This is a genomic window from Massilia sp. BGA-UO-ETr-WB1 (assembly GCF_059567845.1).
In genome coordinates, this window is sequence record NZ_JCAQOT010000023.1 from 419226 (window position 1) to 441108 (window position 21883).

Below are 21883 nucleotides of genomic sequence, written 5' to 3' on the forward strand. Positions count from 1 at the left end.
GGCCTTGGCAGGATTGCGACAAAAGATGTCCGCCTATCTTAAATCAGCCGCCGCCGGATTGCTACACTGGGCTTCGCACACCCAACCATGGAGTACTTCTTATGAGCACCGCCAGCTTGCGGCAGGATGCGCGCGTGATCGGCCTGGTCGGCTTCGCGCACGGCACCTCGCACTTTTACCACCTGATCCTGGCGGCGCTGTTCCCGTGGCTCAAACCCGAATTCAACCTGTCCTACGCCGAGCTGGGGCTGCTGATGACGGTGTTCTTCGTCGTCTCCGGCATCGGCCAGGCGCTGGCCGGCTTCGTGGTCGACCGCTTCGGCGCGCGCGCCGTGCTGTGCTCCGGCATTGCGCTGCTGGGCGTGTCCGCGCTGGCGCTGGCCGCCGCGCCGAATTACGCCATGCTGCTGGCCGGCGCCATGCTGGCCGGCGTCGGCAACAGCGTGTTCCACCCGGCCGACTACACGCTGCTGAACCAGCGCGTGTCCAAGGCGCGGCTGGCGCACGGCTTCTCGGTGCATGGCATCAGCGGCAATATCGGCTGGGCGCTGTCGCCCATCTTCATGACCTTCGTCACCAGCATGTCGAGCTGGCGCACCGCGCTGCTGTGCGCCGCCGCGCTGCCCTTCATCGTGCTGGCAGTGCTGTTCCTGAACCGCCGCGCGCTGCGCCCCGACCCGGTCGCGAAGGCCGCGCCGGGCCAGCCGGCGGGCGGCTCGCTGGCCTTCCTGCGCCTGAAGTCGGTGTGGATGTGCTTTGCCTTCTTCTTCATCACCGCGCTGGCGCTGGCCGGCATCCAGAGCTTCGCCTCCACCGCGCTGGTGGACCTGTACGGCATGTCGCTGGGCTGGGCCACCTCCGCCTACACGGCCTACATGGCGGCGTCGGCGGCCGGCATGGCGCTGGGCGGCTTCCTCGGCGCGCGCAGCGCCAACCACGACCGCACCATCACCGTCGCCTTCGGCAGCGCCGCCGCGCTGGCGATCGTGCTGGCGCTGGCGCTGGTTCCCGCGTGGATGGCCGTGGTGCTGATGGGCGCGGTCGGCTTCGCGTCCGGCATCGCCGGCCCGTCGCGCGACCTGCTGATCCGCGCCGCCGCGCCGCCCAACGCCACCGGCCGCGTGTTCGGCGTGGTGTATTCGGGGCTGGACAGCGGCCTGTCGGTCGGCCCGCTGGTGTTCGGGGCGCTGATGGACGCGCACCATCCGTCCTGGGTGTTCGTGTTTATCGGCCTGTTCCAGGCGCTGGCGATCGCCACGGCGGTGGGCGTGGGCAGCAATACCCGCGCGGTGCAGCTGCAAAAAGCTTAGAATCAGCCATCAATTGCCAACCCAGCGGAGACCCCATGAACTTTGCCACCACCGACCTGTGCGACGACAACGCCGAATTGCTGGAAGACGGCACGCTGGCCGTGCTGCCGCCGGTGTACCAGCACTACGGCCAGCACAAGAAATTCAGCGGCCGCGCCACCACGCTGAAGGTCTTCGAAGACAACGCGCTGGTGCGCAGCACGCTGGAGACGCCGGGCAACGGCAATGTGCTGGTGGTGGACGGCGGCGGCAGCCTGCGCCGCGCGCTGGTCGGCGGCCAGCTGGGGCTGCTGGCGCAGGACAATGGCTGGGCCGGCATCGTGGTGCACGGCTGCATTCGCGACGTTGAAGAAATCAACGCCTGCGCGGTCGGCGTGCGGGCACTGGGCGCGCACCCGCAACGGAGCGCCCGGCAAGGCGAAGGCGCGCGCGACGTGCGGGTCCACATCAGCGGCGTCGCCGTCAGTCCCGGCGACTGGATCTACGCCGACGCCGACGGCATCCTGGTCTCGCAAAAGCAGCTCGCATAGACCCCGCATCCCCGGGCGCCCTTGATCGCGCCCAAACTCCCTGCACGTTTTCGTGCCACGACAGTTGCGCCGGCCGTAGACTCAGCGCATGCGCGCCGATTTCGACTCCGGTTACAAACAGCTCTTCGCCCACCCCGAGATGGTGCGCGATTTGCTGCAGGCATTTCTTCCTTACGACTGGGCCTGCCGGCTGGATGTGTCGGCCATGGAGCGTGTCAACGCCAGTTACGTAAGTCGGTCGGGCGCGCAGCGCCATGATGATATGGTGTGGCGGCTGCGCATCGGTGGCGAGTCAGTCTACGTCTATCTTTTGCTGGAGTTCCAGTCCTTCAGCGACCGCTGGATGGCTTTGCGTATGCAAGTTTATGTCGGGCTGCTGTATCAGGACTTGATCAAGCGGCATAAGCTGGGCCGTAGCGGCAAGCTGCCGCCCGTGCTGCCGATCGTGCTTTATGGCGGCCGGCGCCCCTGGACCGCGAGTTCTTCGCTTTCAGCCCTGGTATTGCCCGCCCCGGAGGGCCTGGCCTGGCTTCAGCCGGAGCAGCAATACCTGTTGGTCGATCACCACCGCGTGCCTGCCTATCCGCCTGCCGCGCGCAACTTGGTGGCTGCGCTGTTCGGCTTGCGGCGCTGCCGCTCAAGGCAAGGGTGTATCGATTTGGTTAAAGCGCTGGGGGCGTGGCTGAAGGCGGAACACAATCAGCTATTGCGCGAAAGCCTGTCGAGCTGGATTACGCGCTGTTTGCGGCATAAGCTACAACCGGGAGAGCTGGCGAAAAAGGAGGTGGCAATCATGAAAGACAAGGAATTTGACTCGTGGGAAGAATGCATTATCGATGAGGCGATGCATGGCAGGGAAGAAGGCAGGGAAGAAGGCAGGGAAGAAGGCAGGGAAGAAGGCCGGGAGGAAGCGCTGCGGATCAGCCGCGCGCTATTGTTGAGGCTGCTGTCCAAACGCACCGGCGACATTCCGCCTGCCTGGGAGCAGCGCATCGCCGCATCCAGCCTGGCGGAATTGCAGGATTGGGTGGAAAACCTGTTCGACGGCGCCACGCCAAGGGACCTGTTCGGCCAGCCATAAAAGAAATGGCCGCACACGTCGAGGCAACGGTGCGGCCGATTCGCGCACACCGCTTGTCCGGACAAGCAGCGGCACGGGCCTAGCCCCACGCCGGAACAACCGGATACCGCTTTCAGCGTCGACATCATCCGGTTCCACGCGGCGCCAGGCTGCTGTGGTTTTTAAAGTATCTTCAGATTAGCAGACTCTCTCCAATTGTCTCATTGTGTTTTCTTATGATAATTTACATTCCAATTTGGAAAGTAGAGTGCCTAAGCGGCATCTTTTCATCCTGCGCAAAAACCGTTTCATCATGTGGAACGGCATGCGGCTGCGCGTCATTGGGCGCTTCCATGAGAAGGAATATCTTTCCGTATCATGAAAAAATTGTCCTAACTAATTGATTTAAAAATAGTTTTATTTGCTCATTTGTCTTATAGAGGACATATGCTGCAGTGAACAATCCGTCCTATGATGTACCTCAAGAATGACATCGATAGGAGAGCCATCATGGCAACGCGTGAACAGCAGGCGGCGGCGCTGCAAATGGAATGGAGCAGCAACCCGCGCTGGAAGGGCATCGCCCGCAGCTACACGGCCTGCGACGTGGTCCGCCTGCGCGGATCGCTGAACATCGAGCACACACTGGCCCAGCGCGGCGCCGAAAAACTGTGGGGGCTGCTCCACGGCGAACCATTCGTCAACGCCCTCGGCGCGCAGACCGGCAACCAGGCGATGCAGCAGGTGAGGGCCGGACTGAAAGCCATCTATCTGTCCGGCGAAACGCCCCCGGACCAGCCGCCGTATCCTGCGGATGCGGCGCCGATGGCGGTGCGCCGCATCAACAGCGCTTTGCAGCACGCCGACCGGATCCAATGGTCCGAAGGCGGGAACGAGATCGACTATTTCGCCCCCATCGTGGCCGACGCCGAAGCCGGTTTCGGCGGTACGCTCAACGCCTATGAGTTGATGAAAGCCATGATAGAGGCGGGCGCTGCCGGCGTGCACTTTGGGGATCGGCTGGCCTCGGAAAGCAAGTTGCTGGTGCCCACCCGCGCAGCCGTGGAAAAGCTGGCCGCAGCCCGCCTGGCCGCCGACGTGATGGGCACGCCCACCTTGCTGATCGCCCGCACCGGCGCTGAAGCGGCCGGCCTGCTGACGTCCGACGTGGACGCCAACGACCAGCCGTTCTGCACCGGCGAGCGCACTGTGGAAGGCTATTACGCGGTGCGCCCCGGCCTCGCCCAGGCTGTGGCGCGCGCGCTGGCCTACGGGCCCTATGCCGACCTGGTCTGGTGCGAAACCGGCAAGCCAGACCTGGTGTTCGCCAAAAAGTTCGCCGACGCCGTGCATGCCGAATTCCCCGGCAAGATGCTGGCCTATAACTGCTCGCCGTCGTTCAACTGGAAGAAGAACCTGGACGACGCCACCATCGCCAAGTTCCAGCGGGAGCTGGGCGCCATGGGCTACAGGTTCCAGTTCATCGCGCTGGCCGGCGTCCACGCGCTCAGTTACGGCATGTTCAACCTGGCCCACGGCTACGCGCGGCGCCAGATGCCGGCCTTCGTGGAGCTGCAGGAGGCCGAATTCGCCGCTGCCGCCAAGGGCTACACCGCCGGCAAGCAGCAGCGCGAGGTGGGCGCCGGTTACTTCGACGCGATAAACCGGGCCATCCAGCAAGGCCGCAGCCCGCCCGCCGTGCTGCACGGCGCCGCCGGGGACGCGCAGTTCTTCGCGCCGCCGCAGAAGGTGGCGTAGCAGGTGGCGTAGAAGGTGGCATGCGGCTGCATGGGCAACTCCTTAGGTATAATGCACCCTTGCAGCATCATCTTTAAGGAAATCCCCACACCATGTTCAGTTACCGCCACGCCTTCCACGCCGGCAACCACGCCGATGTGCTCAAGCATTTCGTGCTGGTCCAGCTGCTTCAGTATATGAACCAGAAGGACACCGCCTACAGCTACATCGACACCCATGCCGGCGCGGGCGTGTATGCGCTGGACGGCAATTTCGCGTCCAAGAACGCCGAATACGAAACCGGCATCGGCCCGCTGTGGGAACGCACCGACATGCCGGCGGCGCTGGCTGAATACGTGGAACTGATCAAGTCGATGAACCCGAGCGGCAAGATGCGCTACTACCCCGGCTCGCCGTATTGCGCCGAGCAGGTGGCGCGCGAGCAGGACCGTCTGCGCCTGTACGAGCTGCATCCGGCCGACTCCAAAATCCTGACCGACAACTTCCGCAAGCTCGACGAACACCGGGCGGCGCAAGGCGTGCGCTCCACCGTGCGCGGCAAGCGCGTGCTGGTCACGCGCGGCGACGGCTTCCAGGAACTGAAGGGCCTGCTGCCGCCGCCGTCGCGCCGCGCCGTGGTGCTGTGCGACCCGCCGTACGAGGACAAGCAGGACTACCGCAAAGTGGTGGACATGCTGAACGACGCCACCAAGCGCTTCCCGGCCGGCACCTACGCGGTCTGGTACCCGATCCTGCAGCGCATCGAGGCGCGCAACTTCGCCGAGCGCATGAAGCACATCAAGGGCACCGAATGGCTGAACGTCACGCTGACGATACGCACGCCGGGCCCGGACGGCTTCGGCGGCCTGCACAGCAGCGGCATGTTCATCGTCAACCCGCCTTTCACCTTGGAAGCCACGCTGAAGGAAGTGATGCCCTACCTGGTGGAAGTGCTGGGCGAGGACGCCGGCGCCGGCTTCGTGCTGGAGTCCGGCAACGCCGCCACGGCGCCGCGCGCAGCGTCGCTGCAGCAAGCCGAGAACAACCCGCGCGGCGGCCTGCGCGCGCCGATCTCGCCGCGCGCCATCGGCCCGGGTGGCAGCCTGCGCGGCAACAACGCGCCGACCGCGCCGCGCGGCAGCCTGCGCACCTCGTCGCGTCCCGGCTCGCCGGGCACCGGCGCCGGCCGTCCCGGCTCGCCGGGCGCCAGCTACAGCCGTCCGGCCGGCGCCAAGCCGGCAGCCAAGCTGGGCACCGATGGTCCGCGCACGAGCACGCCACGCAACACCAAGCCGCGCCGCCCGTAGTTCGCGACAATAAATGTTGGCAGGACTGTATCGTTAGGTATAGTCTTACAATACCGCCGCAGATTGGGGTAGCCCATGACCATCGCTTCGCCGCTACAGATCGCGCCTGCGCTCGCCAACCATTTCTACCTGGCGCGCCAGCCCATCCTCAACCGCAGCCAGCGCCTGGTCGCGTACGAGCTGCTGTTCCGCAACGCCGACACCGATAAGGCCGACGTCACCGACGACGCCGCCGCCACCGCCACCGTGATCGCCCACGCCTCCGAGCTGGGCATGGGGCAGGTGGTGGGCGACCAGATGGCCTTCGTCAATGTGGACAAGGTCGGCCTGATGAGCGACTTCATCCGCTTCCTGCCGAACGACAAAGTCATCCTCGAAATCCTGGAAACCGTGCAGGCCACGCCGGACGTGCTCGAGCGCGTGCGCGAGCTGAAGGAATCGGGCTTCCGCTTCGCGCTGGACGACGTGGTGTCCGAGTCCGACGACGTGAGCAAGCTGCAGCCGATGATGGACGTGATCAAGGTCGACATCCACCACATGCAGCCCGCGCGCCTGTCCGCGCTGGCAGGCGCGATGCGCAACTCGCACCAGAAACTGCTGGCCGAAAAGGTCGAGACGGTGGAGGAGTTCCAGCAGTGCATGGACCTCGGTTTCGAGTACTTCCAGGGCTATTATTTTGCTCGCCCGGTGATCCTGAGCGGCAAGAAGATCACGCCGTCCCAGCTGTCCATCCTCAACTTGCTGAACCTGCTCGGTTCGGACGCCGACCAGCGCGAGCTCGAGCGCAGCGTCAAGCATGACCCGCTGATCACGCTGAACCTGCTGCGGCTGGTGAACACGCCGTCGGTGGGGGCGCGCTTCCGCATCAACTCTGTCGGCCACGCGCTCATCGTGCTGGGGCGCCGCCAGCTGCAGCGCTGGCTGCAGATCCTGCTGTACGTGCGCACCGGCCAGAAACCGGACTTCGATTCGCCGCTGCTGCAGATGGCCACCACGCGCGGCAAGACGCTGGAGCTGATCGTCGAACGCCTGCGCCCGGGCCAGCGCACCAGCGCCGACATCGGCTTCACGGTGGGCGTGATGTCGCTGATGGACACCCTGTTCTCGGTGAAGATGGACGAGATCCTGGACAGCGTCAACGTGCTCGACGAAGTGCGCGGCGCCTTGCTGGCGCGGCACGGCGACTACGGCCGCATGCTGACGCTGATCGAGCACATCGAACGGCTGGAGGAGGCCGGCGAGCCGGCCGTGCTGGGGCGCATGCTGCAGGAAATGAACCTGTCGCCGGCCGAGCTGTACGCCATCCAGGTGGCCGCCTTCGACTGGGTGAACGACTACACCAGCGGCGTGCACTAAGGCTGCGGCGCCGCCATGTCTTCACCACGCCGCCCGCCCGCGCGCCGCATTGCCGCTAGCGGCTTGCTAGCCTGGGTTTATGCGTGCGCCTGCATGTGCGCCGCGCCAGCCGCCGTGGCCCAGGCCCAGGCTAAGAACGGACCGGCCTGCCCATCCCGCCCCATCGTGTTCGGCCTGTATGAATTCGGCGGCTTCTATCGTGCCGGCGCAGGGCTGGACAAGGACGTGGCCGAACAGCTGGCGGCGCGCAGCGGATGCCGCTTCGAATACAAGGTGATGATGCGCGGCCGCATCTGGCAGGAGATGCAGGCCGGCAGCGTGGACATGACCTTGTCCGCCATCGCCACCGCCGAGCGCAAGGTGTTCGCGCACGCCGTGCCCTATCTGTGGATGAAGAACATGATCATCCTGAACAAGGACGTCAGCCCCGCCATACGCTCGCCGGCCGACTTCATCGCCAGTCCCCGCCTGCGGCTCGGCGTGGCGCGCGGCCACTTCCCCGGCAAGCCGTTTGACGGCTTCGTGGCGCAGTTGCGCAATATCGCGCGGATCGATGAAATCGACAGCACCGAGCAGCTGTACGCCATGTTCAAGGCGGGCCGCTTCCAGGCGGTGCTGGGCACGCAGTTGGTGTACTCCCAGTACTTGCAGGACGGCCAGGCGAGAATAGAGGACTGGGCGCCGGCGCTGTCGCGCGAGGCCGCCAATCTCTTGATCAGCAAAAGACACTTCAGCGCCGAAGACGCCAGGCGCTGGGGCGTGCTGATGAAGGAGATGCAGGCGGACGGCAGCGTGCAGCGCATGGTGCAGCGCTACGTGCCGCCGGCCGACGCCGCCCGCATGCTGATCCCTTAGTTCGCGGGCTGCTCCGCGAAGGCTCTGGCGTCGCCCTTGAACCACTTGGCCAGGCTGCCCACGAAGACCTTCGCGTTCGACTTGCCGCCTTCCTGCAGGCCGTGGTTCGCGTTCTTGTACTCGATGAACCGGAACTTTTTCTCCGGGCGCTGCGCGAAGTAATTCTTCAGCAGGCGGCCGGCTTCGATCGGCTCGCTGTCGTCCTTCTCGCCCATGGCCACCACGATGGGGATGTCGAGCTGCGCATAGACAGGCAGGGGATCATGGAACAGGTGCGAACTCCAGTAGGCGTAGGGGTGGCCGAAGAATTCCTTGTCCAGCGCGTTCGGCTCCCTGGCGATGGCCGCAAACTCGGCCTCCAGCCGTTGCCTGGAGAATTCGGCGTACGGCGTCACCCCACGGTCCGCGAACACCAGGAAGCCTTCGCCTTGCTTCATGCCGCCGGCGCCCGCTACGGCCAGCCAGCCCACTTTCCCGCTGCGGGAGGCGACGATGGGCGCCACCTGGCCGCCTTCCGAAAATCCCAGCAGGGCCAGCGAGCGGGCCGGCCGGTTTTTCAGGCTGGCGTGGGTGTCGATGAATTCCAGCGTGTCGGCCACGCGGCGCTCCAGGTTGTCGGCGCGCTTGTAGGCTTCGGAACAGGTTCCGGGTTCGCCGCTGGCGCCCTTGCCGATGTGCGGCTTCTCGAGGAAGTACAGGTCCAGCGACTTCGGATAGGACTCGAAGTATTTGGCGAAGCGCGCACCGAAATCGTTGCAGCCGGAACCGCTGACCAGCACGATCACGGGCCCATTGGCCGGCGCTTCCGTGTCGTGCAGGCGGTAATAGCGGCGCGTTTCGTTGTGGATCTGGATGCTGGCTTCTTCGAGCAGGCGCTCAGCGCGGGCCGGGGCGGCAACCGTAGCCGCAGCGGCGAGCAGGGCGGACAGGACGAGTCGGGACATGGTTCAACTCTGTGGGTTGGAGGACAGCCATTCCATCTTCTGCACGGCGATGTCCGGGTAGCTCGCGAGCGGCTCCCATTCGGGCAGGAAGGCAAAGCCCAGCTTGCGGTAGAAGGCGGCCGCGCGCGTGTTTTCGGGCGACACGTCGAGCACCACGCGGGTGTGGCCTTGCGCCATGGCGCGGGCCAGCAGCGTCCGCACCAGCGCTGCGGCAACCGGCGTGCCCCGGTACGACGGCTGCACCCACATGCCGATTAGATTGCATTCCTGCTTGTCGCTGACGGCGCGCGCCGCCATGCCGGTGGCGATGTCGCCGTCGAAGGCGAGCAGGAATTCGGTGCCGTTGCGGCCCGAGGCGCGCTCCTGCCACTGCGCGTCGGTGTAGGCGGCGGCGCTGGCGTGCGTGACGCCGAAGGCGGTCGGCGCGTCCAGCAACGCGGCCAGGCGAATGGCTTTCAGGGTTTCCCAGTCTGATTCGGTAGTCGGTCGAATGATCATGAAGCTCCAGTATTGAGAAAAGCAACCGCGTCTGCAAGGATGTGCGCGGCGACCACCGGGAACAGGCGCCCGGTGCGGAAGTAATAGATGCCGAGCACGGCGCCAAACACCACCACGCTCAAGGTGCCGAGTGGCCCCTGGTAAGTGTGCGTAAGAAGCCGCACCAGCAGCGATATGGCGATGGCGTTGGAGGCGCCGAAACGGCGCAGCCCACTTGCCAGAAAGCCCAGCAGGAACACTTCCTCGTAGGTGCCGTTGACCAGTGACAGCAGCAGGGCAACGTGGGCCGAGACCTGGGCTTCGGCAAGCATCTGTGCCACTGGTTGCGCTGGCTGGTTAGCGCCTGCGCTTGCTAGCGCGAGCACCGCGGCGCAGGCAGCGAGCGTGGCAAGCCATAGCAGCACACCGGCGCCGGCGTCCGGCAGCGTGGCGCGGGGCAGCAGCGTTGCTAGCGGGTAGCGGCGGGCGTACAGCACCGTTAGTGCGACTGAAGCCAGCACCGCTTCTGTCAGCACCTGCGCGATGAAGTTGCTGTCGTTGAATGCCCCGGTGAGGTGGCCTCCAAACGTGGCCGAGAGCGATAGGAGTATGGACCAGCCGAAGCAGATAGTGGTGACGCCGAGCGCCAGGGGCAGCGAAATGTGGGGCGCCGATTCCATGCTGTTGACGCTGGGTTCCGGTGCCGCCGGCACGATGCGGCCGTAGCGCCGTTGCCAGGCCGCGCCGCACAGGATGCCGAGCGGCGTGCCGTACCATAGCACGGTGGGCCAGGCGTGACGGGTCATGGGCAAGTCGGCAGAAAATTTGACGTTTAGGAGCAGTATGAGCAATGCAAGCGGAACTTGCCTGCCGTTTGCTGGCGCGTAGCGCGCCGCAACGATGCCTGCCGCCATGGCGCCGGCGATGTCGAGCACCTGCAGCAGCAGCCAGAAGCTGCTGTCGGCAAAGTAGATTGGGCGCGGCGCCTCCAACGGGATGAGCAGCGTGTGCGTGATTTCGGTGGCCAGCAGGACGGCGGCGCCGGCCAGCAGGCCCGGCAGCAAACTCTGGCGTTTCGGATGACTGTTATCCATGGATCGTGGGTGGACTAATTCCTGCTGGCAACGGAGCCAGCAGCATAGCAGCCGGGAACGGCGGAATAGTCGCACTTTGTCACTTGGTCAGCGGCGGCAAGGCGGCCAGCGTGGCGGCGCGCAGCAGCCATTCGCCGGGACCGTAGCGGTAGCGCGCCAGCCACCAGCGGCTAAGCAGCATCTGCAGCCCGTACAGCGGCGGCACGCAGGCCAGCACGGCCAGCGGCGGCAGGCGGTCGATCAGGCGCAAGCCGTAGCCGGTGAACAGCAAGCCCAGCAGCAGCGATTGCAGCAGGTAGTTGCTGAGCGCCATTTTGCCCAGCGGCGCCAGCGCGGCCTCGATGCGCCGTCCCGCGGGCCGTTCGAACAGCAGCAGCGCGGCAGCCACGTAGGAGAAGCACAGCAGCGGCGCGGTCATCTGGCCGAAGCCGAAGGCCATTATTTCGAGCCAGCCGCCGGATGCGTAGGTCGATGCGCTGGCGTAGCAGACGGCGCCAGCCAGCCCCATCGGCAGGCCGATGCGCAGCAGCCGGCGCGCGGCATCGCGGTAGAGGTCCGGCTGCTCGAACAGGCGCAGGCGGCCGGCGGCGAAGCCAAGGAAGAACAGCGCCATGGCGCTGGGCGCTTGCAGCAGCAGGATGACGCCCAGCGTTTCCGGCAGGTGGCCCAGGTGGTAGGCCTGGGTGGCGGCGGCGCCGCCCCTGAACGCCAGCAGCTTGGCCAGCGCGTCGGGGTCGGGCGGCGCGGCTTCGGCGACGCCTGCCAGCAGCAGCCCGAACAGCATCCAGCCCAGGCCCATCACGCTGAGCAGCCAGATTGCCGCCTTGGCGGCGCGCTCCGGCGGCCAGTGGCGGCAGGCCAGCAGGATCAGTCCCAGCGCGCCGTACAGGGACATGATGTCGCCGTAGAACAGCAGGGCGCCGTGCAGCAGGCCGAGCGCGATCAGGCCCGCCTGGCGGCGCAGCATGCGCGGCAGGAAGGCGGCCTGGGCGCGCGCGGCGGCGTCCATTTGCAGCGTCACGCTGTAGCCGAACAGGAAGGAGAACAGCAGGTAGAACTTGGTTTCGAACACCAGCGCGGCCAGGAAACGCACGGCGTTGTCCAGCGCCGAGGCATACAGGGGATTGGCGGCCGGCGAGGCGAAGTGCGAGTCGGCGAAGGCCCAGATGTTGACGCTGAGGATGCCCAGCAGGGCGAAGCCGCGCAGGGCGTCGACGATTTGCAGCCGATGAGGCAGCCGGTGCGCTTCGGCCATGCGGTCTCCTTGGTGGAAAGTTAAGCTTGCCGAATATATCATGCCTTGCGGTGGTGTGCGGATGTGCAGCTGAGCACGCTGGCGCAGAGCAGGGCCATGGCGGCGCATTCCATGGCGCGGGGCCAGCGCGCTTCCCACAGGAAGCTGTAGAGCAGGGCGAACAGGGTTTCGAACAGGATGAGCTGGCCGCTCATGGTGAGCGGCAGCACGCGGCTGGCGCGGTTCCACAGGGCGTTGCCAACGATGGAGCAGAGCAGTCCCACCGCCGTGACGATGGCGGTGAAGCGCAGCCAGCCGGCGGTACCAGTGCCAGCGCCGGCGGCGCCGTCGTGCGGCAGCAAAAAGGCCGGCACGGCCAGCATCAGGGCCAGCGCGCCGGTGGCGACGCCGGTCAGCAAACTCCAGTCGTGCGAGCTGATGTCGCTGAGCGCGGCCAGCTTGCGCTTGTTGGCGACGGCGTAGGCGGTCCAGGAGATCAGGGCGCCGAATGCGCACAGCAGGCCGGTTGCAGCCGCGCTGCCGCCGGCGGCCGGAACAGCAGTGGCGGCGGTGGCGCCCACGGGCGGCGCGGCGAGCGCTTGCCAGGCGATGCAGCCGGTGCCTGCCGCGCTGAGCAGCAGGGACGGCGCCAGGCGCCTCAGCGGAACGGCGCCGTGCTCGCGGCTGCCGATCACGGTGACGGCCACCGGCAGCAGCCCGATCACCAGCGACGTCATGACCACGCCGCCCAGCTGCACGGCGCTGGCCAGCAGCAGGTAGTAGAGGACGTTGCCGAGCATGCTGAGCCAGAGCAGCGCGCGCCAGTCGCGCCAGCCCAGCGCGGCGCGCAGGCGGCGCCACGAGGGCGCGATCAGCGCGCAGGCGGCGATGCCGTAGGCCAGGTAGCGTCCGGCGGACAGTTGCAGCGGCGTGTGGCCGCGCGCCAGTTCGGGCGCCAGGAACACCAGCCCCCACAGCGCGCCCGCCGCCACGCCGCAGGCCACGCCCATCCGCATCGATGTGATTCCAGCTTGATTCGAGTCCATCCGATTTCCTTCGCAGTTTGCTGGGCGATGATGCCCTGCATGCGCGGAAATCTCTTGTCGCGGACTCTCAGTTTTTAGGCAAATTGTCCTGCACCCGCTCCTGCGCCTGCCTGCGGTATGCCGCCGGTGTCTGGCCCAGGCTGTTGCGCATGGCGCGGGTGAGGGCGCTCTGGTCGGCGAAGCCGGCGCGGCAGGCGATGTCGGCAATGGGCAGGCTGCCGCGCGCCAGCAGCGCGCAGGCGCACTGGACGCGCGCGGCAAGCAGCCAGCCGTGCGGCGTGGTGTGGTGTTCTTCGCGGAACAGCGTGTGCAAACGGCTCACGCTGAGGCCGGCTTTCGCGGCCATGCGTTCCGTGCTCCACGGCTGGCCCGGATCGGCGGCCACGGCTGCCATCAGCACGGCCAGGCGCGAGCGCGGCTGGGGCGACTTCAGCGTCAGCGAGTCGATCAGCAGGCCCAGCCAGGCCTGCACGGTGCTGGCGGGCGGGGCCGCTTGCTGGTCCAGCATCAGGCCCATGAATTCGACCAGCTTGCCGGAGGCGGCGTTCAGCGCGCGAAAGGGGCGGTCGCCGAGCTGGTCGCGCAGCGGCGCCGGCAGCGCCGGGGCGGCGATGTCGAGTATCAGCGAACGGTTGTCGGGCGATCCCAGCTGCGAGTGCCAGGCGCCCGGTTCGACAAAGGCCGCGCGCAGCGCATCGAGCCGCGCCTCTTTGCCCTCGATGTCCAGCATGACCGCGCCTTGCAGCGGCAGCACCAGCTGCGCGTAGTCATGCTTGTCCGTGGAGCGGACGTCGCCATAGCTGCGGATCGAGATGGCGAGGTCGGCGGGCTGCATGGCGTGCCTTACTGGCCCAGGATGAGGAACACGGTGGGCTTCTTGTGGAAGTCCGGCGCCTTGCCTGCGGTGAGCAGGCTCTTCCACTGCGCGCCCGTCATGGTGCGGATGGTTTCGGACGGCAGGCTGATGTCGGTGGCCACGCAAATCAGGGTGCCGCCGGCGCAGCTCGCCACCAGCGCTTCCAGCATGGCCGCGTTGCGGTACGGCGTTTCGATGAACAGCTGCGTCTGCTTCTCGCTGCGCGAACGGCTTTCCAGCTCCTTGATGCGCTTGGCGCGCAGCGCGGCGTCGGTCGGCAGGTAGCCGTTGAAGGCGAAGCTCTGGCCGTTCAGGCCGCTTGCCATCACCGACAGCAAAATGGACGACGGCCCCACCAGCGGCCGCACCGGAATGCCGTGCTGATGCGCCAGGCGCACCAGGTCGGCGCCCGGATCGGCCACGGCCGGCACGCCCGCTTCGGACACCAGGCCCGCGTCCTGGCCGGCCAGCAGCGGTTCCAGCAGTCCCAGCAGCGCCTGCTGCGGCGTGTTCACGTTCAGCTCGCTGATCCTGATTTCCTGCAGCGGACGCGACAGCGGATGCTGCGCCCCCACCAGTTTCAAGAAGGCGCGCGCGGTCTTGGCGTTCTCCGCCACGAAGTAGCCGAGGGCGGCGGTGGTGGCCTGCACGTGCTCGGGAATGACATGGGACAGCGCCTCGGTCTCGCCGAGGGTGTTGGGAATAAGGAAAAGAGTGCCTGGCATAGGAATTATTTGGTGTTGAAAAAGGACACGCCCGCCCGGCGCAGCATGCCGGTCAGGGCGATCAGCGGCAGGCCGGTCAGCGCGGTCGGGTCGCTGCTGTCGATGCGTTCCAGGATGGCGATGCCGAGCGCCTCGTTCTTGGCGCTGCCGGCGCAGTCGTACGGCTGCTCGATGCGCAGGTAGGCGTCCAGCTCGCGGTCGGGCAAATCGCGGAACTTCACCACGGTCTGGATGTCTTCTATATAAGCGTGGCCGTTGCGGCCGTCCCACAGGCACAGCGCGGTGTGGAAGATGACTTCGCGGCCGCGCATTTTCTGCAGTTGGGCCAGCGCGGCGGCGTGGTTGCCGGGCTTGCCGATCTGTTCGTCGTCCAGCGTGGCCACCTGGTCGGAGCCGATCACCAGGCAGCCGGGATGCGTGGCGGCCACGGCGGCGGCCTTCTGGCGCGCCAGGCGCAGCGCGGTGGCGCTCGGCGTTTCGCCGGGCAGGGCGCTTTCGTCGATGTCCGGCACCGCCACATCGAACGGCAGTTGCAAGCGGGACAACAGTTCCTTGCGGTAGGCGGAGCTGGAAGCGAGGATGAGGCGGGGCTGGGAAGAATTCTGTTCGGTAAGCATCTAGTTTACTGGCTCTGCCTGGGAAATTGTTATATGCTCTGTGCGCCGTGTATTTAGGGCAAACCCTGCACAAAAATGTGTGCGGGCTTTGACGTGCGGGCGAAAACCCTGCTATTATCGCAGGTTTTCCGGGGAATGCAGGCTATGAGTGCTTTTGTGATCGACGCGTTTGATTTTAGTCGGACTAAGGCAAACCGCGACGGCGTGACGCCGGTTGCAGAGATGACCCGCTTGGCCAAGGAATGCGCGGATGCGTCCGGCACTGTCACCTGGACGGTGGCGGGCGGCGTCAGCAGGCATGGTTTTCCACAGATGCGTTTGACCGTGGACGGCACCGTGCAGCTGGTTTGCCAGCGCTGCATGCAGCCTTACGCCCACCACCTGGCGTCCTCGACGCTGCTGATGCTGGGCAAGGACGACGAGCAGGCTGACGAAATCGAAGAGATGATCGACGATGAAACAGTGGACGTGATCGTGGGCACCCGCGACATGGACCTGATGTACCTGGTGGAAGATGAAGCGTTGCTGGCCCTGCCGCACACGCCGAAACACGATGTATGTCCGAGTACGGCGCTGCTCGACTCTCTGCAGTCCGAGAAGAAGTCGCCCTTTGAAGGTCTGAAAGACCTGAAAAAATAAGTACAGAACAAGTAGTTGTAAAGAACGTGTCAAAGCGCGTGCAGGCAGTCGAGTGTTGCGAGTATTGGCATTGTTGTAGTAAGTGGCATCAGAACGTCGATCACTAGATCGATGGCGGCAGATTTTGCCGCTGGGATACTCGATTCGCATGTATTTGCCGGTCGAATGTGTTAGAATTTTAGAACTTATGTATTAGGAGTCATCATGGCAGTTCAGCAGAATAAGAAGTCCCCATCCAAGCGCGGTATGCACCGTTCGCACGATTTCCTGGTTGCTCCACAACTGGGTATCGAGCCAACCACCGGTGAAACGCACCTGCGTCACCACATCAGCCCTAACGGTTTCTACCGTGGCCGTAAAGTGCTGAAGACCAAAAACGACGAGTAATCGACGTTTTTACCAAGAATAAGAGCGGTGCGACGTGGTTTTTACTGACGTGGCGCCGCTTTTTTCTTTTCCTCGGCGGCTAACCAGCCTGCCTGTCAAACCCGCATCTCTGCAGCCCTGAATTCGTTTCAGGCGCGCATTTGTCCCACAATGACAATCAAAATTTCTATCGACTGCATGGGCGGAGATCACGGCCTGTCTGTCACCATTCCTGCCGCCATTTCCTTTTTGAAGCGTGAGGCGCAAGCCGAGCTGATCCTGGTTGGCCTGGAAGACGCCATCCGTGCCGAGCTCAAAAAGCATCATGCCGAGGCGCATCCGCGCATTTCCATCCAGCACGCCTCCGAGCAGGTGCTGATGGACGACCCGCTGGAAGTCGCCCTGCGCCGCAAGAAAGATTCTTCGATGCGCGTGGCGGTCGAGCAGGTCAAGGACGGCAAGGCCCAGGCCGCCGTCTCGGCCGGCAACACCGGCGCCCTGATGGCCGTCTCGCGCTACGTGCTCAAGACCATGGCCGGCGTGGACCGTCCCGCCATCTGCTCCATCATGCCCAACCAGAAGGGCGGCCCCACCTATATGCTCGACCTGGGCGCGAATGTCGACTGCGAACCGCACCATTTGCACCAGTTCGCCATCATGGGTTCGGTGCTGGTGCATGCCATGGAAGGCGTCGCCCGGCCCACCATCGGCCTGCTCAACGTGGGCACCGAGGACATCAAGGGCAATGAAGTGGTCAAGCTGACCGGCAAGCTGCTGCAGGCCGACCACGAGCGCGGCGCGCTCAATTTCTACGGCAACGTGGAAGGCAACGACATCTTCAAGGGCACTACCGACCTGGTGGTGTGCGACGGCTTTGTCGGCAATGTCACCCTGAAATCGGTGGAAGGCGTGGCGCGCTTCTTCAAGGACGTGCTGACCTCCGAATTCAAGCGCAACATCTTCACCATGCTGGGCGCGCTGATTGCGCGCAGCGCCTTGAAGGCGATCAAGAACCGCCTCAATCCATCCCGCTACAATGGCGCCAGTCTGCTGGGCCTGCGCGGCCTGGTTTTCAAAAGCCACGGCGGCGCCGACGCATATTCATTTGAATGGGCGATCCGGCGAGCGTATGATGCTGCAAAAAATGATGTGCAGGCGCAGTTGTCGACCATGATCGCCGAGCTGATGCCGCGTAGCACGGAGACTACACAGGAGCCCAGCTCCGTCACCTGAAAGTGGATGGAAACGCATGACTTTGTATAGCAAAATTATTGGCACCGGCAGCTACCTGCCTGAAAAACGCGTGACCAACGAGGACTTGACCGCCCAGCTGGCGGCCAAGGGGATAGAGACGTCCGACGAATGGATTTCCAGCCGCAGCGGGATCTCCGCGCGCCACTACGCGGAGCCTGAGCAGGCTTCGTCCGACCTGGCCGTGCATGCGGCCCGCAACGCGCTGGACATGGCCGGCATGCAGATCGACGACATCGACCTGATCATCGTGGCCAGCTCCACGCCGGACTTCTTCGGCAGCTTCCCCAGCACCGCCTGCATCGTGCAGCGCAAGCTGGGCCAGACCAACAACGGCGCCGCCGTGGACGTGCAGGCCGTGTGCAGCGGCTTTGTCTACGCCGTTTCCACCGCCGACGCCTTCATCAAGGCCGGCGTGCACAAGAACGTGCTGGTGATCGGCGCCGAAGTGTTTTCGCGCATCCTCAATTTCGAAGACCGCACCACCTGCGTGCTGTTCGGCGACGGCGCCGGCGCCATCGTCATGACCGGCTCGGACGAGCCCGGCATCCTGGCGACCAAGCTGCACGCGGACGGCCGCCATTCCGACATCCTGAGCGTGCCGGGCAGCCTGGCCGGCGGCGCGGTGGCGGGCAGCTCCTACCTGTACATGGACGGCCCGGCGGTATTCAAGCTGGCGGTCAGCGTGCTGGAGAAGGTGGCGCACGAAGCGCTGCAGCACGCCGGCATGACTTCGGACCAGATCGACTGGCTGGTGCCGCACCAGGCCAACATCCGCATCATGAACGGCACCGCCAAGAAGCTGGGCCTGCCCCTGGAAAAGATGATCGTGACGGTGGACCAGCACGGCAACACCTCGGCCGCGTCGATTCCGCTGGCGCTGGACCAGGCCGTGCGCGACGGCCGCATCAAGAAGGGCCACAACGTGATGATGGAAGGCGTGGGGGGCGGCTTTACTTGGGGCGCGGTCCTTGCCCGCATGTAATGTCAGGTAAAATACAGCCCGTTTTAGAATTAGAACTCTAAACGGCAGGGCGGATGGTTAGGATGCTGGCAAGATTGCCCGTCGCCCTTATAGATTCAACAAGAAGAGACAAATATGAGCAAATTTGCATTTGTATTCCCGGGCCAAGGCTCGCAAGCCATCGCCATGATGGACGGCTTCGCCGGCAACCCGGTGGTGGCGCAAACCATCGCCGAGGCATCGGACGCGCTGCAGTTCGACCTGGGCAAGCTGATGGCCGAAGGCCCGAAGGAAGAGCTGGACCTGACCACCAACACCCAGCCGGTGATGCTGACCGCTGGCGTGGCCGCCTACCGCGCCTGGATCGCCGCCGGCGGCCCGGTGCCGTCGGTGGTGGCCGGCCACAGCCTGGGCGAGTACTCGGCGCTGGTCGCCGCCGGCGTGATCTCCTTCAAGGATGCGGTGCCGCTGGTGCGCTTCCGCGCCCAGGCCATGCAGGAAGCCGTGCCGGTCGGGCAGGGCACCATGGCCGTGGTGCTGGGCCTGTCGGACGACGACGTGCGCGCCGCCTGCGCCGAAGCTGCCGCTGAAGGCAGCGAAGTGGTGGAGCCGGTCAATTTCAACGCGCCGGCGCAAGTGGTCATCGCCGGCCACACCGCGGCCGTCGAGCGCGCCTGCGAAATCGCCAAGGCCAAGGGCGCCAAGCGCGCCATGAAGCTGCCGGTGTCGGCGCCGTTCCACTCCTCGCTGCTGAAGCCGGCTTCGGACCGCCTGCGCGAGTACATGGCCGGCCTGGCCTTCTCGGCGCCGCAGATCGCGCTGATCAACAACGTGGACGTGGCCGTGCTGAACGACCCGGCCAGCATCAAGGACGCGCTGGTGCGCCAGGCCGCGAGCCCGGTGCGCTGGGTGGAAACCATGCAGAAAGTGGCCGCCGAAGGCATCACGCAAGTGGTCGAGTGCGGCCCCGGCAAGGTGCTGATGGGCCTGGCCAAGCGTATCGACCCGGTACTGGTGGGCGACGCCATCCTCGACCAGGCTTCGCTAGAACGCGTCCTGGCTACCTTTAAATAATAAGGAAACACATGAATCTGGCAAATCAAGTTGCGCTGGTGACCGGCGCCTCGCGCGGCATCGGCAAGGCCATCGCCATCGAACTGGCCAAGCAGGGCGCCCGCGTGATCGGCACCGCCACCACCGAAGCCGGCGCCGAAGCCATTTCCGCCTACCTGGCCGAGATCGGTCCCGAGGCCGGCAAGGGCCTGGTCCTGAACGTGACCGACGCCGCCCGCTGCGCCGAAGTGATCGACGAAATCGGCAAGACCTGGGGCGCGGTCGCGATCCTGGTCAACAACGCCGGCATCACCCAGGACAACCTGGCCATGCGCATGAAGGACGAGGAATGGGACAGCGTGATCGCCACCAACCTCAGTTCCGTGGGCCGTTTGTCGCGCGCCGTGCTGCGGGGGATGATGAAAGCGAAAAGTGGGCGTATTATTAACATCACCTCGGTAGTGGCTTCGTCCGGCAACCCGGGTCAAATGAACTATGCGGCGGCCAAGGCCGGCGTGGAAGGCATGAGCCGCGCCTTGGCGCGTGAAATCGGCAGCCGCAACATCACCGTCAACTGCATCGCCCCCGGTTTTATCGACACCGATATGACCAAGGCGCTGGGCGATGAGCAGCATGCCGCCTTGCTGACGCAGATCCCGCTGGCCCGCTTGGGCAAGCCGGAAGACATCGCTGCGGCTACCGCTTTCCTCGCCTCGCCGCAGGCCGCCTACATCACCGGCACCACCCTGCACGTGAACGGCGGGATGTACATGAATTGATGGCGAAAATGCGGTACTTTAACCGCGTTTTCACTGTCTTTTAGCAGTGATTTCGGCACAGATAGCAGCAGGTGCCGAAATTAGTTTTTCAGCGCGCAAACCTGATAAAATGCGCGCTTTCCGTAACAAACACATTGGAGCCATAACATGTCGGATATCGAACAACGCGTAAAGAAAATCGTCGCTGAGCAACTGGGCGTCGCAGAAGCAGACATCAAAACCGAATCGTCCTTCGTGGACGACCTGGGTGCTGACTCCCTGGACACCGTTGAACTGGTGATGGCTCTGGAAGACGAGTTCGAAATGGAAATCCCTGACGAACAAGCTGAAAAGATCACCACCGTGCAGCAAGCGATCGACTACGCTACTGCGCACGTCAAGGCCTAAGCCTGCCCCGATCGACTCCAGGAGAATCGCTTGAGTTCTAAAAACCGTCGTGTAGTGGTCACCGGCCTCGGCTGCGTGTCCCCCGTCGGCAATAGTATTGCCGAGGCGTGGAGCGCAGTCACTGAAGGCAAGTCCGGGATTGCTAACATCACCAAGTTTGATGCGCAGCCATTCACTACCCACTTCGCCGGTGAGGTAAAGGGCTTCAATATCGAGGAGTACATCCCCGGTAAGGAAGCGCGCCACATGGATACGTTTATCCACTTTGGCATGGCGGCCGGCATTCAGGCGGTGCAGGATTCCGGCATCGTCGTCACCGAAGAGAACGCCGATCGCATCGGCGTCATCATCGGTTCCGGCATCGGCGGCTTGCCGATGATTGAAGAGCAGAAGGAAGACTACGACAAGCGCGGTCCGCGCCGTATCTCGCCTTTCTTCGTGCCCGCTTCCATCATCAACATGATCTCGGGCAACCTGTCGATCAAGTACGGCATGCGCGGCCCCAACCTGGCGATCGTCACGGCCTGCACCACCGGCCTGCACAGCATCGGCGCCGCCGCTCGTCTGATCGAGTACGGCGATGCGGATGTGATGGTGGCCGGCGGCGCGGAATCGACCGTGTCGCCGCTGGGCATGGGCGGTTTCGCCTCGGCCCGCGCGCTGTCCACCCGCAATGACGACCCTGCGACCGCTTCGCGGCCGTGGGACCGCGACCGCGACGGCTTCGTGCTGGGCGAGGGCGCCGGCGTCATGGTGCTGGAAGAGTACGAACACGCAAAAGCGCGCGGCGCCAAGATCTATGCGGAAGTGCATGGCTTTGGCATGACCGCCGATGCTTACCACATGACGTCGCCGCTGGAAGATGGCAGCGGCGGCAGCAAGGCAGTGATTGCCGCCCTGAAGAATTCCGGCATCAACCCGGATCAGGTGCAGTACGTCAATGCCCACGGCACCTCGACCCCGTTGGGCGACCAGGCCGAAGTGGTCGGCATCAAGCGCACCTTCGGCGATCACGCCAAGCAGATGGTGGTGTCGTCGACCAAGTCGATGACCGGCCACCTGCTGGGCGGCGCCGGCGGCCTGGAAGCGGTGTTTACGGTATTGGCCATCCACCACCAGGTGGTGCCGCCGACCATCAACATCTTCAACCAGGACCCTGCGTGCGACCTGGACTTCTGCGCCAACGTGGCGCGCGACATGAAGATCCAGTACGCGGTGAAGAACTCGTTCGGATTCGGCGGCACCAACGGTAGCCTCGTGTTCGGAAAAGTTTGAACTTTTTAGCCTCGCTCCGGT

The 21883-nt window shown here is 64.9% G+C and carries 23 protein-coding genes; 15 read left to right on the forward strand and 8 right to left on the reverse strand.

All coding sequences use genetic code 11. From position 1 onward, the window contains the following. The first annotated feature begins 101 nt into the window (after positions 1-101). The 7 genes from AC56DV_RS10450 to AC56DV_RS10480 all read left to right on the forward strand — a co-directional run bounded on the left by AC56DV_RS10450 (position 102) and on the right by AC56DV_RS10480 (position 8155). Positions 102-1310, forward strand: coding sequence for an MFS transporter (locus AC56DV_RS10450; RefSeq protein ID WP_496314213.1), 1209 nt, complete (start codon positions 102-104; stop codon positions 1308-1310). Between the two features lie 35 nt (positions 1311-1345). Further along, positions 1346-1840, forward strand: a complete 495-nt coding sequence (rraA, locus tag AC56DV_RS10455; RefSeq protein ID WP_496314214.1) for a ribonuclease E activity regulator RraA — start codon at positions 1346-1348, stop codon at positions 1838-1840. An 88-nt stretch (positions 1841-1928) separates the two neighbouring features. Continuing rightward, entirely contained in the window at positions 1929-2921 is a 993-nt protein-coding gene (locus AC56DV_RS10460) for an Rpn family recombination-promoting nuclease/putative transposase (RefSeq protein WP_496314215.1), read from the forward strand. A 489-nt stretch (positions 2922-3410) separates the two neighbouring features. After that, complete coding sequence (gene aceA, locus AC56DV_RS10465; protein WP_496314216.1) at positions 3411-4658, forward strand: isocitrate lyase; 1248 nt, start codon at positions 3411-3413, stop codon at positions 4656-4658. Between the two features lie 92 nt (positions 4659-4750). Next, on the forward strand, positions 4751-5944 hold the full coding sequence (locus AC56DV_RS10470; protein WP_496314217.1) for a 23S rRNA (adenine(2030)-N(6))-methyltransferase RlmJ: 1194 nt from the start codon (positions 4751-4753) through the stop codon (positions 5942-5944). 75 nt (positions 5945-6019) lie between these two features. Further along, positions 6020-7300: an EAL and HDOD domain-containing protein gene (locus AC56DV_RS10475; RefSeq protein ID WP_496314218.1), complete on the forward strand. Its 1281-nt coding sequence runs from the start codon at positions 6020-6022 to the stop codon at positions 7298-7300. 15 nt (positions 7301-7315) lie between these two features. Beyond that, positions 7316-8155 (forward strand): substrate-binding periplasmic protein, encoded by an 840-nt coding sequence (locus tag AC56DV_RS10480; protein ID WP_496314219.1) that lies wholly within the window; start codon positions 7316-7318, stop codon positions 8153-8155. Here the strand turns inward: AC56DV_RS10480 and AC56DV_RS10485 are convergent. The 8 genes from AC56DV_RS10485 to AC56DV_RS10520 all read right to left on the reverse strand — a co-directional run bounded on the left by AC56DV_RS10485 (position 8152) and on the right by AC56DV_RS10520 (position 15148). Beyond that, positions 8152-9099, reverse strand: coding sequence for an alpha/beta fold hydrolase (locus tag AC56DV_RS10485; RefSeq protein WP_496314220.1), 948 nt, complete (start codon positions 9097-9099; stop codon positions 8152-8154). The two genes, AC56DV_RS10480 and AC56DV_RS10485, sit on opposite strands and share 4 nt — an antisense overlap. A gap of 3 nt (positions 9100-9102) precedes the next feature. After that, entirely contained in the window at positions 9103-9597 is a 495-nt protein-coding gene (locus AC56DV_RS10490) for a GNAT family N-acetyltransferase (protein ID WP_496314221.1), read from the reverse strand. Continuing rightward, entirely contained in the window at positions 9594-10670 is a 1077-nt protein-coding gene (locus tag AC56DV_RS10495; RefSeq protein ID WP_496314222.1) for a CPBP family intramembrane glutamic endopeptidase, read from the reverse strand. The genes AC56DV_RS10490 and AC56DV_RS10495 overlap by 4 nt, the downstream gene beginning before the upstream one ends. Positions 10671-10749: 79 nt before the next feature. Beyond that, positions 10750-11925: a DUF418 domain-containing protein gene (locus AC56DV_RS10500; protein ID WP_496314223.1), complete on the reverse strand. Its 1176-nt coding sequence runs from the start codon at positions 11923-11925 to the stop codon at positions 10750-10752. Positions 11926-11963: 38 nt separating this feature from the next. Then, the gene (locus tag AC56DV_RS10505; RefSeq protein WP_496314224.1) at positions 11964-12950 is read right to left on the reverse strand and encodes a DMT family transporter; all 987 of its coding nucleotides are present in this window, start codon (positions 12948-12950) and stop codon (positions 11964-11966) included. A 67-nt stretch (positions 12951-13017) separates the two neighbouring features. Then, positions 13018-13785, reverse strand: coding sequence for a helix-turn-helix transcriptional regulator (locus tag AC56DV_RS10510; protein WP_496314225.1), 768 nt, complete (start codon positions 13783-13785; stop codon positions 13018-13020). Between the two features lie 8 nt (positions 13786-13793). Continuing rightward, positions 13794-14531, reverse strand: coding sequence for an SAM-dependent methyltransferase (locus AC56DV_RS10515; protein WP_496314226.1), 738 nt, complete (start codon positions 14529-14531; stop codon positions 13794-13796). A gap of 5 nt (positions 14532-14536) precedes the next feature. Further along, the gene (locus AC56DV_RS10520; protein WP_496314227.1) at positions 14537-15148 is read right to left on the reverse strand and encodes a Maf-like protein; all 612 of its coding nucleotides are present in this window, start codon (positions 15146-15148) and stop codon (positions 14537-14539) included. A 144-nt stretch (positions 15149-15292) separates the two neighbouring features. On the opposite strand from AC56DV_RS10520, the gene AC56DV_RS10525 reads away from it, so the two are divergent. From AC56DV_RS10525 to fabF, 8 genes are all read left to right on the forward strand, one after another. Further along, positions 15293-15787, forward strand: coding sequence for a YceD family protein (locus AC56DV_RS10525; protein ID WP_496314228.1), 495 nt, complete (start codon positions 15293-15295; stop codon positions 15785-15787). 204 nt (positions 15788-15991) lie between these two features. Further along, positions 15992-16174 (forward strand): 50S ribosomal protein L32, encoded by a 183-nt coding sequence (rpmF, locus tag AC56DV_RS10530; RefSeq protein ID WP_008449924.1) that lies wholly within the window; start codon positions 15992-15994, stop codon positions 16172-16174. Positions 16175-16324: 150 nt separating this feature from the next. Then, complete coding sequence (plsX, locus tag AC56DV_RS10535; RefSeq protein ID WP_496314229.1) at positions 16325-17386, forward strand: phosphate acyltransferase PlsX; 1062 nt, start codon at positions 16325-16327, stop codon at positions 17384-17386. A gap of 16 nt (positions 17387-17402) precedes the next feature. Further along, on the forward strand, positions 17403-18389 hold the full coding sequence (locus AC56DV_RS10540) for a beta-ketoacyl-ACP synthase III (protein WP_496314230.1): 987 nt from the start codon (positions 17403-17405) through the stop codon (positions 18387-18389). Between the two features lie 114 nt (positions 18390-18503). Next, on the forward strand, positions 18504-19442 hold the full coding sequence (fabD, locus tag AC56DV_RS10545; protein ID WP_496314231.1) for an ACP S-malonyltransferase: 939 nt from the start codon (positions 18504-18506) through the stop codon (positions 19440-19442). Positions 19443-19453: 11 nt separating this feature from the next. After that, positions 19454-20200 (forward strand): 3-oxoacyl-ACP reductase FabG, encoded by a 747-nt coding sequence (fabG, locus tag AC56DV_RS10550; RefSeq protein WP_496314232.1) that lies wholly within the window; start codon positions 19454-19456, stop codon positions 20198-20200. A 147-nt stretch (positions 20201-20347) separates the two neighbouring features. Beyond that, the gene (gene acpP / locus AC56DV_RS10555; protein ID WP_055936274.1) at positions 20348-20587 is read left to right on the forward strand and encodes an acyl carrier protein; all 240 of its coding nucleotides are present in this window, start codon (positions 20348-20350) and stop codon (positions 20585-20587) included. 30 nt (positions 20588-20617) lie between these two features. Further along, the gene (gene fabF, locus AC56DV_RS10560; RefSeq protein ID WP_496314233.1) at positions 20618-21862 is read left to right on the forward strand and encodes a beta-ketoacyl-ACP synthase II; all 1245 of its coding nucleotides are present in this window, start codon (positions 20618-20620) and stop codon (positions 21860-21862) included. The last annotated feature ends 21 nt before the right edge of the window (positions 21863-21883 follow it).